The sequence below is a fragment of the Pseudomonas sp. B111 genome, assembly GCF_026428275.1.
Classification (GTDB): Bacteria; Pseudomonadota; Gammaproteobacteria; order Pseudomonadales; family Pseudomonadaceae; genus Pseudomonas; species Pseudomonas aeruginosa.
In genome coordinates, this window is sequence record NZ_CP097857.1 from 2698122 (window position 1) to 2711957 (window position 13836).

At 68.6% G+C, this 13836-nt stretch carries 9 protein-coding genes; 7 read left to right on the forward strand and 2 right to left on the reverse strand.

Going from position 1 to position 13836, the window contains the following annotated elements; translation table 11 throughout:
• Positions 1–67: 67 nt before the first annotated feature.
• On the reverse strand, positions 68–2176 hold the full coding sequence (gene fusA, locus M6E97_RS12505; RefSeq protein WP_003088751.1) for an elongation factor G: 2109 nt from the start codon (positions 2174–2176) through the stop codon (positions 68–70).
• 275 nt (positions 2177–2451) lie between these two features.
• Between fusA and M6E97_RS12510 the strand changes: the two genes are divergently transcribed.
• The 7 genes from M6E97_RS12510 (at position 2452) to M6E97_RS12540 (ending at position 12570) form a co-directional block, all read left to right on the forward strand.
• On the forward strand, positions 2452–5094 hold the full coding sequence (locus tag M6E97_RS12510) for a TonB-dependent receptor (RefSeq protein ID WP_033938886.1): 2643 nt from the start codon (positions 2452–2454) through the stop codon (positions 5092–5094).
• 179 nt (positions 5095–5273) lie between these two features.
• Complete coding sequence (locus tag M6E97_RS12515; RefSeq protein ID WP_004349586.1) at positions 5274–6998, forward strand: carbamoyltransferase; 1725 nt, start codon at positions 5274–5276, stop codon at positions 6996–6998.
• Positions 6999–7041: 43 nt separating this feature from the next.
• On the forward strand, positions 7042–8205 hold the full coding sequence (locus M6E97_RS12520) for an MFS transporter (RefSeq protein WP_003109654.1): 1164 nt from the start codon (positions 7042–7044) through the stop codon (positions 8203–8205).
• Between the two features lies 1 nt (position 8206).
• Positions 8207–8875 carry an HAD family hydrolase gene (locus M6E97_RS12525; RefSeq protein WP_003139646.1) on the forward strand — a complete coding sequence of 223 codons (669 nt, stop codon included), beginning with the start codon at positions 8207–8209 and terminating at the stop codon, positions 8873–8875.
• Positions 8872–9510, forward strand: a complete 639-nt coding sequence (locus M6E97_RS12530; protein WP_003088740.1) for a YdcF family protein — start codon at positions 8872–8874, stop codon at positions 9508–9510. The genes M6E97_RS12525 and M6E97_RS12530 overlap by 4 nt, the downstream gene beginning before the upstream one ends.
• Before the next feature lie 148 nt (positions 9511–9658).
• Positions 9659–11518: a copper resistance system multicopper oxidase gene (locus tag M6E97_RS12535; RefSeq protein WP_034005053.1), complete on the forward strand. Its 1860-nt coding sequence runs from the start codon at positions 9659–9661 to the stop codon at positions 11516–11518.
• A complete protein-coding gene (locus tag M6E97_RS12540) occupies positions 11515–12570 on the forward strand; it encodes a copper resistance protein B (RefSeq protein ID WP_079381502.1) in 1056 nt (351 codons plus the stop codon). Before M6E97_RS12535 ends, M6E97_RS12540 begins: the two co-directional genes overlap by 4 nt.
• A gap of 19 nt (positions 12571–12589) precedes the next feature.
• Here the strand turns inward: M6E97_RS12540 and M6E97_RS12545 are convergent, their stop codons facing one another.
• Positions 12590–13813 (reverse strand): DUF2235 domain-containing protein, encoded by a 1224-nt coding sequence (locus tag M6E97_RS12545; protein WP_033938889.1) that lies wholly within the window; start codon positions 13811–13813, stop codon positions 12590–12592.
• Positions 13814–13836: the final 23 nt, after the last annotated feature.

Genomic DNA, 13836 nt, shown 5'->3' on the forward strand with positions numbered 1-13836 from the left:
CGGAGATGCGGCTGCCGCTCCCGGAAAGACGCGCGCCGCCGCTGGCCTCGGCGGCGCGCGGCGGCTCTCAGCGGCCCTGCCTGGCGACGATCGCCTCGGCCACGCTGGCCGGTACCTCGGCATAGCGGACGAACTCCATCGAGTAGCTCGCGCGCCCCTGGGACATCGAGCGCACGTCGGTGGCATAGCCGAACATTTCGCCCAGCGGGACCTCGGCACGGATCACCTTGCCCGCCGGGGTATCCTCCATGCCCTGGATCAGGCCACGCCGGCGGTTGAGGTCGCCCATCACGTCGCCCATGTAGTCCTCCGGGGTCACCACCTCGACCTTCATCACCGGCTCCAGGAGCACCGCTCCGCCCTTCTGCGAGAGTTGCTTGGTGGCCATCGAGGCGGCGATCTTGAACGCCATCTCGCTGGAGTCGACGTCATGGTAGGAGCCGTCGTACACCGTCGCCTTCAGGCCAATCAGCGGGTAGCCGGCGAGCACGCCGTTCTGCATCTGGTCCTCGATGCCCTTCTGGATCGCCGGGATGAACTCTCGGGGAATCACCCCGCCGACCACCTCGTTGTGGAACTCCAAGCCTTCCTGCCCCTCGTCGGCCGGAGCGAAGCGGATCCAGCAATGGCCGAACTGGCCGCGGCCGCCGGACTGGCGGACGAACTTGCCCTCGATCTCGCAGGTGTTGCGGATGGTCTCGCGATAGGCCACCTGCGGCTTGCCGATATTGGCTTCGACGCCGAACTCGCGGCGCATGCGGTCGACGATGATGTCCAGGTGCAACTCGCCCATCCCGGAAATGATGGTTTGCGCGGTCTCCTCGTCGGTCTTCACGCGGAACGACGGGTCTTCCTGGGCCAGCTTGCTCAGGGCGATGCCCATCTTCTCCTGGTCGGCCTTGGTCTTCGGTTCCACCGCCACCGAGATCACCGGATCGGGGAAGTCCATGCGTTCGAGGATGATCGGCTTGTCGATGGCGCACAGGGTGTCGCCGGTGGTCACGTCCTTCATGCCGATCAGCGCGGCGATGTCGCCGGCGCGCACTTCCTTGATCTCGTCGCGCTGGTTGGCGTGCATCTGCACCATCCGCCCGACCCGCTCCTTCTTGCCTTTCACCGAGTTGAGCACCGCATCGCCGGAAGTCAGCACCCCGGAATACACACGGGCGAAGGTCAGGGTGCCGACGAAGGGGTCGGTGGCGATCTTGAACGCCAGCGCCGAGAACGGCTCGTCGTCGTCCGCATGGCGCTCGTCGTGCTTCTCTTCGTCGTCCGGGTCGGTGCCCCTGATCGCCGGGATTTCCGACGGAGCCGGGAGATAGTCGATCACCGCGTCGAGCACCAGAGGCACGCCCTTGTTCTTGAACGAGGAGCCGAGCACCGCCGGTACGATCTGGTTGGCCAGGGTCCGCTGGCGCAGCCCGGCCTTGATCTCCTCGATGCTCAGTTCCTCGCCTTCCAGATACTTGTTCATCAGTTCGTCGTTGGCCTCGGCGGCGGCCTCGACCATGTGCGCCCGCCACTCCTCGGCCAGCGCCCGCAACTCCGCCGGGATCTCCTCCTCGCGGTAGCTGGTGCCCTGGTCGTCATCGTTCCAGTAGATGGCCTTCATCTTCACCAGGTCGATCTGCCCGCTGAAGTTTTCCTCCGCGCCGATCGCCAGCTGGATCGGCACCGGGACATGGCCCAGGCGTTGCTTGATCTGCGCGACCACGCGGAGGAAATCGGCGCCCTGGCGGTCCATCTTGTTCACGTAGGCCAGGCGCGGCACATGGTACTTGTTGGCCTGGCGCCAGACCGTCTCGGACTGCGGCTCGACCCCGTCGGCGCCGCTGAACACCACCACCGCGCCATCGAGCACGCGCAGCGAGCGCTCCACCTCGATGGTGAAGTCGACGTGGCCGGGGGTGTCGATGATGTTGAAGCGATAGCGGTGCGGGAACTGCTTGGTCGAGCCCTGCCAGAAGGCCGTGGTCGCCGCCGAGGTGATGGTGATGCCGCGCTCCTGCTCCTGGACCATCCAGTCCATGGTCGCCGCGCCGTCATGGACCTCGCCCATCTTGTGGTTGACGCCGGTGTAGAAGAGGATCCGCTCGGTCGTCGTGGTCTTGCCGGCGTCGACGTGGGCGACGATGCCGATGTTGCGATAAAGCTCGATGGGAGTGGTGCGAGCCATGATCTGCCCCTTGGGTGCTGCCCTGGATGATGGGAACGACTGCTGAAAGAAAAATGTAGCTGAAGAAAGGACGCCACAGCACCGCCGCGACGCCTGCTTTTCGACCTCGGCAGAGGGGACTGGTTCTGCCGCTCCGGCCCGCCGATGAAAGGCGCAACGGCAGGGCTTGTTCCCAGCGGACATAAACTCATGGCGCAAAGGTCTAAGCCGTCCCTGGAAAATCCCCCGGCTCGACGGACATCCCTGGACACACCGGAACAAGGGATGCCCCGACCATGCACCGATCGCTCCACACCGACCCGCCGCTGGGCGCCGCCCTGCTGCTGGCCCTCCAGCTCGCTCCCGGCAGCGCCGCCGCGGCGGAGGGACAGGCGCCTGTCGACCCGCCCACGGTCCAGTTGCAACGAATCGAGGTGACCGGTAGCGCGATCCGCCGGGTCGATGCGGAAACCGCGGTGCCGATCAGCGTCCTGCGCGCCGAGGAGCTGCGCCAACAGGGCGTGACCAGCACCGAGGAACTGATCGGCCGGCTTTCCGGCAACCAGGGCGTATACAACTCCAGTCGCTCGGTCGGCAGCGCCACCGGCGGCGCCTCGTTCGCCGACCTGCGCGGGATCGGCGCGAACAAGACCCTGGTGCTGCTCAACGGCCGGCGCCTGGCGAACAATGCCATCGACGGCTCCGCCGTGGATCTCAACACCATTCCCTTCGCCGCCATCGACCGGGTCGAGGTGCTGCGCGACGGCGCCTCCGCACTGTACGGCACCGATGCCATCGGCGGGGTGATCAACTTCATCACCCGCAAGAGCCTGAACGAAGGCCGCGTCGACAGCGGCTACGCCTCCCCCACCCACGACGGCGGCGGCAACCAGCGCAACGTCAGCGCTAGCTGGGGCTTCGGCGAGCTGGAGGAGGATCGCTTCAATGTCTTCGCGGTGGCCAACTACGACAAGCAGGAACGCCTCGGCGCCAAGGACCGCGGCTACACCTACAACTACCAGCCGGGACGCGGCCTCGACTACAGCTCCGGCACCGCCTTCCCCGGCAACTGGAGCCAGGGCGCCAACGCCAGCAATCCGCTGGCCGCCGGCGGTTGCAAGGGCGCCGACCTGATCCCGCGCAACGGCATCTGCCGGCAGAGCCTGTGGCGCTACCTCGACCTGGTGCCGGAAACCGAGAAGACCTCGGTGTTCAGCCGCGCCACCGGCAAGCTGGCCGACGAGCACAACGTCAGCCTGGAGTACTTCTGGTCGCGCAACGACAACGCTACCCAGGTCGGCCCAGGGACCCTCACCGGCCTGCAGATCGATCCCGGCACCGCCTTCTATCCCGGCAACGGCATCACTCCCGGTCCCGGCGGCTTCGTCCTCGACCCGAGCCGGCCGGTGGAGGTCAACTGGCGGCAGAGCGTGCTCGGGCCGCGCCTGCAATCCTCGCAGAACACCGGCCAGCGCCTGCTGCTCGGCTTCGACGGCCAGTTCGCCGGCTGGGACTACGATATCGGCGCCTCGTACAACCAGAACAAGGTGGTCGACCACATCCACAGTGGCTACGTCGATGATCGCGCCGCCGCCCTCGGCATCGCCAACGGGACGCTGAACCCGTTCGGGCCGCAGACCGACGCCGGCCTCGCCTACCTCGGCAGCCATGCCCTGAGCGGCGACTTCCGTACCTCGGTCGGCCGCGTCAAGGGCCTGGACGCCCGCGCCAGCCGGGAGATCGGCGACTGGTTCGGCGCCGGGCCGGCGGCCCTGGCGCTGGGCGGCGAATTCCGCAAGGAGGCGTTCCACCAGGACATCCAGGACTTCGCCGGCAACGTGCAGAGCCTCGGCGTCGATCCCGCCGCCACGGTCAGCGGCGAGCGCAACCTGAAGGCGCAGTACGCCGAACTCAACGTGCCGGTGCTGGACAGCCTGGAACTCAGCGCGGCGATCCGCCACGACAAGTACAGCGACTTCGGCAGCACTACCAACCCGAAATATTCGTTCCGCTTCCAGCCGTTCCGCCAGTTGGTCCTGCGCGGCGCCTACAGCGAAGGTTTCCGCGCGCCGTCGCTGTACGAACTGTACAACCCGACCTTCACCACCTATACCAGCGCCAACTACGACGACCCACGCCTGTGCGCCGGCGGCCAGCCGAGCCAGGGCGGCATCGCCAACCGCGACTGCACCCAGCAGTTCTACAACGCCACCGGCGGCAATACCGACCTGCGACCGGAAACCGCGCGCAACGTTACCCTGGGCCTGGTCTACCAGCCGCTGCGCGACCTTTCCGTCGGCCTGGACTTCTGGTGGATCAGGATCGCCAACCAGATCGCCGAGTTTCCCGAAGCGGCGATCTTCGCCGACCCGCAGGCCTACGCCGGACGCATCGTGCGCAAGGCCGACGGCTCGATCGATCACGTCGTCACCGGACTGGCCAACCTCGGCAAAGTGAAGACCAGCGGCGTCGACCTGAGCCTCGACTATCGTTTCCCGGCCAGCCGCTACGGGCAGTTCGGGCTCGACCTGCAAGGCACCTACGTGTCCCGCTACGACTTCCAGCAGCAGATCGGCGGCCAGTACCTGGACAACGTCGGCGACTTCCAGGGCGTCGGCGTGATCGCCCGCTGGAAGCACGTCGCCAACGCCACCTGGAGCCGCGACGCCTGGCAGGCCACCCTGAGCAACCGCTACACCAGCGGCTACAACGACTACGACCGCGCCAGCCACGGCAAGGTCGGCTCGTGGAACCTCTGGGACCTGGCCGGCAGCTACCGCCTCAGCCACGCGCTGGGGCTGACCCTCGGGGTGAAGAACCTGTTCGACCGCGAACCGCCGTTCAGCAACCAGACCTACACCTTCCAGAGCGGCTACGACCCGCGCTACACCGATCCCTACGGGCGCATCCTGTTCGGCCGCCTCAGCTACAGCTTCTGATGCCGGCGCGGGCGCCCGGCCGGTATGGCCGGCAAGCCCGTCGACGGCTGTCCAGCTACCAGATCCGGTAGCCCTGCCAGATTTCGCAGGCGACCAGATCTGGCAGGTTGTTGGGCTCCCGGTGCCATGCAACCTATTACGCCTCTCGCCCCCCACCCGTTCGCGCAAGAGGACACCGCATGATCATTCTCGGGATCACCAACAACGACCTGGCCGGCGCCTGCCTGGTGCGCGACGGCGGGATCGTCGCCGCCGCCAGCGAGGAGCGCTTCACCCGCCAGAAGGACCACAAGGCCTGGCCGAGCCGCTCCATCGACTATGTGCTCGGCGAGGCCGGCATCGACCTGGCCGACATCGACCGCATCGCCTACGGCTGGAACGCCGGGTTCGACGCCGGGCGGCACCTCGACCTCTACCTGGACCGGGTCCTCGAGGAAGCCCGCGAGCGTCCCGAGGGCCTGCCGCACCTGCGCAAGCGGATCGCCGACGAGATGGCCAACGACAAGGCCAAGCGCGGCGAATTCGATGCCTTCGTCCGCGCCAACGGCCTGCGCGGCAAGGTCGAGTACATCGACCATCACGAATGCCACGCCCTCGGCGCATTCGTCTGCTCGCCGTTCGACGAGGCGCTGACCCTCACCTGCGACGGCCGCGGCGACTTCCAGTCGCTCACCGTCACCCACTACCGCGCCGACGGCGGCGAGACGGTCCTGCAACGCGAGACCAGCGTCGACAGCCTGGGCTACTTCTACGGGCGCATCACCCGCCTGCTCGGCTTCAAGCCGAACCGCCACGAAGGCAAGATCACCGGCCTGGCGGCGTTCGGCGACGCGGAAAAGCTGCTGCCGCTGATGAACGACATGATCCGCCTGGAGAACGGCCGCCTGCGCGCCCGCTGCGGCGAACTGTACCTGCCCTCCTACGACGGCTACAGCGATCCGCTGCTGCAACGCTGCGCGGCGGAACGCCCGGCGGATGTCGCCGCCGCCGCGCAACGGCACTCCGAAGACCTGCTGGTGGCCATCGCCCGGCAGCACGTGGCGCGCACCGGTTGCGCCAACCTGTGCCTGGCCGGCGGGGTGTTCGGCAACGTCAAGCTGAACCAGCGCCTGCGCGAGATCCCCGGGGTCCGCGATGTCTACGTGCTGCCCTGCATGGGCGACGGCGGCCTGGCCCTGGCCGCGGCGGTGGCGGTGGCCTATCGCGAGAACGGTACGCGCTTCCCGGCGCCGAGCATGGCCCTCGGGCCGGACGCGCGCAGCGCCGCGCAGAATGCCGAGCTGATCGCCAGCCAATACCCGCAGCTGGCCTACAGCCGGCCAGCCAACCTGATCGAGACGCTGGTCGAAGCGCTGCGGGAAAACCAGGTGCTGGGCATGTTCAAGGGCCGCATGGAGTTCGGTCCGCGCGCCTTGTGCAACCGCAGCATCGTCTACCATCCCGGCGATGCCAGCGCCAACGACTGGCTCAATCAGCGCATGGAACGCACCGAGTTCATGCCATTCGCCCCGGTCACCGCGGTCGAGCACGCCGAGGGCTGCTACATCGGCTGGCGCGAAGACCAGGTGGCGGCCGACTACATGACCATGACCTACGACTGCCATGCGGATTTCCGCGAGCGCTGCCCGGCGGTGGTGCATGTCGACGGCACCGCCCGGCCGCAGATCATCCGGCCGCAGGCCGATCCGTTCATGCACGCCCTGCTGCATGCCTGGCATGCCCGCAGCGGCCAGCCGGCGCTGATCAACACCTCCTTCAACCGCCACGAGGAACCGATCGTCTGCGCCCCGCAGGACGCCCTCGGCGCGCTGGAGGACGGCATGGTCGACCTGGTGGTGCTGGGCGAGTCCCTGCTGGTCTGGCGCAAGGGCGAGAACGCCTTCGCCAGGGCGCGCTTCGAGTGAGGCGCAAACCGCAGCGAACCGGCACGGCGACGCGTGAACCGGCATGTACCTGATCTTTTCCGGCTACTTCGCCGCCGAGGGGCTGATCTATCCGTTCTGGCCGACCTGGCTGGCCAGCCTGGGCTTCGGCGCCAGCCAGATCGGCCTGTTGATCGCCGCGGCCTACTGGCCGCAGGTGATCGCCGGGGTGGCGCTGACCTACGTGGCCGACTGGCGCATCGACCAGTTGCGCCTGGCGACCCTGCTGGCGGCCCTGGCCGGCGCCTGCGCCCTGCTGTTCCAGCTGGCCGAGGGCCTGCCGCTGTTCATCGCCCTGAGCGTGCTCTACGGCGCGTTCTGGACCAGCGTGCTGCCGCTCACCGAATCCTACCTGCTCAAGCGCGACAAAGCCGCCCTGCAGAACTACGGGCGGGTACGCGCAGTCGGTTCGCTGGCCTTCATCCTCACCGCGACCCTGGGCGGCCTGCTGCTCGGTCGGTTCGGCCAGCAACTGGTGCCCGCCCTGGTCGGCCTGACGATGCTGCTCACCGCCCTCGCCTGCCTGTTCCTCCGTCGCCGCAGCCTGCGCCGTCCGGACTCGCCGCTGCCGGGCGCCAGGCGCCGTCCCGACCTGCGCGGGATCCTCCGGCAACGCCCCCTGCTGCTGGCCATCGCCGCGGCGGGAATGATCCAGCTGAGCCACTCGCTGTACTTCACCACCGCCTCGCTGGGCTGGCAGGCGCTGGGCTACTCGTCGTTCTCGGTCGGCGCCTTCTGGGGCCTGGCGGTGATCGCCGAGATCAGCTTCTTCGCCGTCTCCAACCGCATCCTGGACCGCCACCCGGCGCTCCAGGTGATGCTCTTCTCCAGCCTTTGCGCGGCGCTGCGCTGGGGCCTGCTGGCCGGCAGCGAACATCTCGCCGCGATCCTCCTCGGCCAGTGCTTGCACGCCCTCAGCTTCGCCGCCTACCACGCCGCGGTGATGCGCTACATCCGCGACCACGCGCCGGAAAGCGCGCGGGTACTGACCCAGGGAATCTACTACTCTCTGGCGGTAGCGCTGCCCATGGGCCTCGCCAGTCCGGCCGCCGGCTGGCTGTACGAAGGCCTGCCGCAGTGGTCCTATCTGATCATGGCGCTGTTCGCCCTCGGCGGCGCGGTCCTGGTCTGGCTTGCCCTACAGAGTGCCCGAGATGCATCGACTAGCGTTTTCAGCCGTTCTGTTTGACATGGACGGCGTCCTGATCAGCTCCCGCGAAGCCATCGCCGCGGCCTGGAGCCGGGTTGCCGGCGAACAGGGCGTGGCGCTCGGCCCGGACTGCCTGCGCGACCACGTGCACGGTCGTCCGGGCGGCTACACCCTGGACTATCTGTTCGGCCACCTGCCGATGGAGCGCCGGCGGATCCTCAAGCAACGGGTCGATGCGCTGGAGGAAGGCGCCGACTGTCCCCTGCTGCCCGGCGTCGCCGCGGTGATCCGCCAGCTGCGTTGGCTGGACGTGCCCTTGGCGCTGGTCACCAGCAGTTGGCCGGCACGCATCGACCACGTGCTGCGCCAGCACGACCTGCAGGCGGCGTTCCGCACCCTGGTCAGCCGCGACGACGTGGTCCACGGCAAGCCGGCTCCGGATGGCTACCGCCTGGCCGCGGCCAGGCTCGGCGTGGCACCGTCGCGCTGCCTGGTGTTCGAAGACTCCCTCAGCGGCGTGCAGGCCGCCTGCGCCGCCGGCGCGACCTGCGTGGCGATCGGCGAGGAGAGCGGCCTGCTCGCCGCCGGCGCGCGCTGGTCGGTCCGGGATTTCCGCGAGCTGCGGATCGTCCGCGAAGACGACCGGCTGTACTGCCAGCATCGGCACCCCGCCACGACCGACAGCGAGAGGAGCGTTGGCGTCCCATGAGCCCGACCCTGCAAGATGCCCGGCTGCTCTGGGACTTCCTCGGCCAGGGCCGCTGCCATGTGCCCTGCGAACTGCTGGTGGTATGCGGCTCCTACGACCTGCGGGTCTGCGACCACGCCTGCGAACTGCTCGAACGCGGCCTCGCCGAACGCCTGCTATTCACCGGCAACACCGGGCACTGGACGCGCCATCTCTGGGTCGAGCCGGAAGCCGAGCTGTTCGCCCGCCACGCCAGGGCACGCGGGGTAAGCGACAGCCTCATCGTGATCGAGCCGCGGGCGACCAACTTCGCCGAGAACATCGCCTTCGCCCGCGAGCTGTTCCCCGACCTGCGCCGCGCGACCTTCGTCACCAAGCCCAACTCGATCCGCCGCGTGGCGCTGACCCTGCCGGTCCGCTGGCCGGGGCTGGAGGGACACGTGGATGCGCCCGACTACGCATTTCCCGACGGCATCTCGAACCTGGTCGGCGTACTCGGGGTGATCGACGAGATGGTTGGCGACCTCGACCGCATCATGCGTTACCCGGCGCTGGGCTTCCAGGTCGCCTGCCCGATCCCGGCGCAGGTCATGGACGCCTGGGAACGCCTGGTGGCGCGGGGTTTCGACCGCCACCTGGTGAACCCGCCGCGCTGAGCTGACAGCTCTGTAATCTTCCCCACAGCTTGCCGACAGGCGCGCGCCGCTAGGGTGTCCGCATCGCCGCACCGCCCTGGCGGGGCCGCGACCTCCCGGCTGCGCAGGCTCGCGCAGTCCGTCCTGCCACCTGCGTGGAAACCAGCGGATGCACAGAACTTCGCGACGCACCTTCGTCAAAGGCCTCGCCGCCACCGGTCTGCTCGGCGGACTGGGTCTCTGGCGCGCCCCGGCCTGGGCCCTGGCCGGGCCGGGCCAGCAGAACCTGCTCGCCGGCGACAGTTTCGACCTGTTCATCGGCGAGACCCCGGTGAACCTCAGCGGCTCGCCGGCCACCGCCATGACCATCAACGGTTCGCTGCCCGGCCCGACCCTGCGCTGGCGCGAAGGCGACAACGTGACCCTGCGGGTGCGCAACCGCCTCGCCGAGGACACCTCGATCCACTGGCACGGCATCATCCTGCCGGCCAACATGGATGGCGTGCCGGGCCTCAGCTTCGAGGGCATCGCTCCCGGCGGTCTCTACGAATACCGCTTCAAGGTCCGGCAGAACGGTACCTACTGGTACCACAGCCACTCGGGGCTACAGGAGCAGGCCGGGGTCTACGGCGCCCTGGTGATCGACGCCCGCGAGCCGGAACCGTTCAGCTACGACCGCGACTACGTGGTGCTGCTCAGCGACTGGTCGGACGAGAAGCCGCAGCGCATCCTCGCCAAGCTGAAGAAGCAGTCCGACTACTACAACTTCCACAAGCGCACCGTCGGCGACTTCATCGACGACGTCAGCGCCAACGGCTGGGCCGCGACCCTGGCCGACCGCAAGATGTGGGCCGAGATGAAGATGAGTCCCACCGATCTCGCCGACGTCAGCGGCTACACCTATACCTACCTGCTCAACGGACAGCCGCCGGACGGCAACTGGACCGGCCTGTTCCGCCCCGGCGAAAAGCTCCGCCTGCGCTTCGTCAACGCCTCGGCGATGAGCTATTTCGACGTCCGCATTCCCGGCCTGAAGATGACCGTGGTGGCCGCCGACGGACAGCACGTCGAGCCGGTCAGCGTCGACGAGTTGCGCATCGCCGTGGCCGAAACCTACGACGTGATCGTCGAACCGGGCGGCGAGCGCGCCTATACCCTCTTCGCCCAGTCCATGGACCGCAGCGGCTACGCCCGCGGCACCCTGGCGCTGGCCGAAGGGCTTAGCGCGCCGGTGCCGACGCCCGATCCGCGCCCGCTGATCGGCATGGACGACATGGGCATGGGCGGCATGGACCACGGCGCCATGGGGCATGGCGCGGCGACGAGGCCCGCCAGCGAGATGGACCATTCGAAGATGTCGGGCATGGACATGAACGGCATGGACCACTCGAAGATGGCCGGCATGGACATGAGCGGCATGGACCCCTCCAAGATGGCCGGCATGGACATGAACGGCATGGACCATTCCAGGATGGGCATGGGCGCCATGCCGATGCAGTCCCATCCGGCTTCGGAGGACGGCAACCCGCTGGTCGACATGCAGACCATGACCCCGACACCGAAGCTCGCCGACCCCGGCCTCGGCCTGCGCGACAACGGGCGGCGGGTGCTGACCTACGCCGACCTGCGCAGCCGCTTCGCCGACCCGGACGGCCGCGAGCCGGGGCGCACCATCGAGCTGCACCTGACCGGGCACATGGAGAAGTTCGCCTGGTCCTTCGACGGCATCAAGTTCTCCGACGCCGAGCCGCTGCGCCTGTCCTACGGCGAGCGCCTGCGGATCGTCCTGGTCAACGACACCATGATGACCCACCCGATCCACCTGCACGGCATGTGGAGCGACCTGGAGGACGAGCAAGGCAACTTCCTGGTGCGCAAGCACACCATCGACATGCCGCCGGGCACCCGCCGCAGCTACCGGGTCACCGCCGACGCCCTGGGGCGCTGGGCCTACCACTGCCACCTGCTGTTCCACATGGAGATGGGCATGTTCCGCGAAGTGCGGGTAGACGAAGGAGACAACGCATGAGCCGCCAGCCGAAACCCGCCCGCCTGGCCGGCGGTGCCCTCGCCCTGGGTCTGCTGCTGGGCCTGCCGAATCCCGTCGAGGCCGCGCAGGACAATGGCATGGAGCACTCGGCCATGGACCACGGCGCGATGCCTGGCATGGACCACGGCCAGAGGACCTCCGCCCCGGCGAAACCCATGGACCACCAGGGGATGGGGCATGGCCGGATGCCGGGGATGGACCACGGCGCCGCATCGCCCGCCCCGGCACAGCCCATGGAGCACCAGGGAATGGGCCATGGCCGGATGCCGGGGATGAGCCACGCTGCGCGGCAACCTCCGGGGCAGGCCGCGCCCAGCCAGAGCCGTACGCCGATCCCGGTGCCGACCGAGGCCGACCGCCGTGCCGCCTTTCCGCCGCTGGAGGGGCACAAAGTGCACGACAGCGCGCTGAACAGCTTCTTCCTGCTCGACCAGTTGGAATACCAGGACGCCGACGACGGCAGCGCGCTGGCCTGGGACGCCAGCGGCTGGATCGGCGGCGACATCAACCGCCTGTGGCTGCGCAGCGAAGGCGAACGGCTCGACGGCAAGACCGAGGACGCCGAGGTCCAGGCGCTGTTCGGGCACGCCATCGGTCCCTGGTGGGACCTGGTCGCCGGCGTGCGCCAGGATTTCAAGCCCGGCTCGCCGCAGACCTGGGCGGCGTTCGGCGTGCAGGGCCTGGCGCTCTACGACTTCGAGGCGGAAGTCACCGCCTTCCTCGGCGAGAACGGCCAGAGCGCGCTGCGCCTGGAGGGCGAGTACGACATCCTGTTGACCAACCGGCTGATCCTCCAGCCCAGCGCCGAGGTCAACCTGTACGGCAGGAACGATCCCGCCCGCGGCATCGGTTCGGGCCTTGCCGATAGCGAGCTGGGCCTGCGCCTGCGCTATGAGATCCGTCGCGAGTTCGCGCCCTACATCGGGGTGACCTGGAACCGCTCCTACGGCAACAGCGCCGACCTGGCCCGCGCCGAGGGCGAGGACGACGACGAGGCGCGCTTCGTCGCCGGTATCCGCATGTGGTTCTGAACGCGATCGCGGCCAGCCGCTAGCGGTAGCCGTCAAGCAACGGCGAATCGTCGATGAGGTCGCAGCGTTCCAGCACTGGCAGGTTGCACGGCCGGTAGTCGGGGCATTCGTCCAGCCGCCGCTGCACCGAACGGTGCAGCTTGACCCGGGTTTCCTGCCCGACCGGTTCCAGCGGCCGCGAGCGCGGCCGGCCACGCGACCAGCGCCAGGCGCGGTTGCCGCTGCGGCGGTCCCAGACCAGCAGCGGCAGCCACTCGGCCAGGCGCCAGGGCCGGGTCATCACCGGCAGGATCGGCGCGGTCGGGTCCGGGCCCTGCTTCGAACGTGCGCGCAACTGGTCGCGGCTGCGCGCCGGGTCGACATGCAGGCCGGCCTCCAGCGCCTCGCCGAGCATCCAGGTAAAGGCCACCAGGGCCAGCCGCGAGTCCTTCGGCGCATAGCCACCGCCGACATCGGAGTGCATGCCGGGGAACCACACCTGCAACACGTCGGACTTGCGGTCCTTCTCGCCGAACCAGAGGTTCTGCCGGAAGAAGCAGCGGCATTCGTCGATGGCCAGGGCCTGGCGGACCACGTCGACCATTTCGTTGTTCGAGGAATACGGCACGGTCAGCGGGTCGTAGACCCAGCCCACCGAGGTCACGGTGTCGAAAAGGCCGAGGAAGTGCACCTTCACCTGCCGGCCGAAGACCTTGCGGAAGCGTCCCAGCAGGCCGAAGTCCGGCCCGCGGCGACGCGTGCCGGCCCGCTTGTCTTCGTCGCGGGGCGGCATGCGGGTGGTGAGCAGGGTCCAGGCGTAGTCGAAGAGGTGCGGCTGGTGCGCATCGATCAGGCCCACCGCGCGCAGCATCGCGGCCAGCACGCGCACCGCGTAGGCCCCGCGGGAAAAGCCGAAGAGGAATATCTGGTCGCCGGGCCGGTAGTGCTCGGCGAGGAAGCGATAGGCGCCCTCGACGTTGCGCTTGAGCCCCCAGCCGAAGGCCAGGCCGGCGATCCGCGAGGGAAACTTCTGCCACTCGAACAGGGTTTCCTTCAGGCCGAAGGTGCCGACGCCCTGGTCGTAGTAGGCCAGCACCCTGCGCGGATCGCGCGACAGCGAGCGGTACAGGCGCACCACGTTGGTCGGCTGGTCGCCGAAGCGGTTCGAGGTTCCGTCGATGCAGACCACCAACTGGCGCGGCGCGTCGTTGTCCTGGGCACTGCCGGCAGGCGGCAAGGCGGAATCGGGGGAAAGATCGTCCATTGGGCTCACGCAGGCAAAGCCTG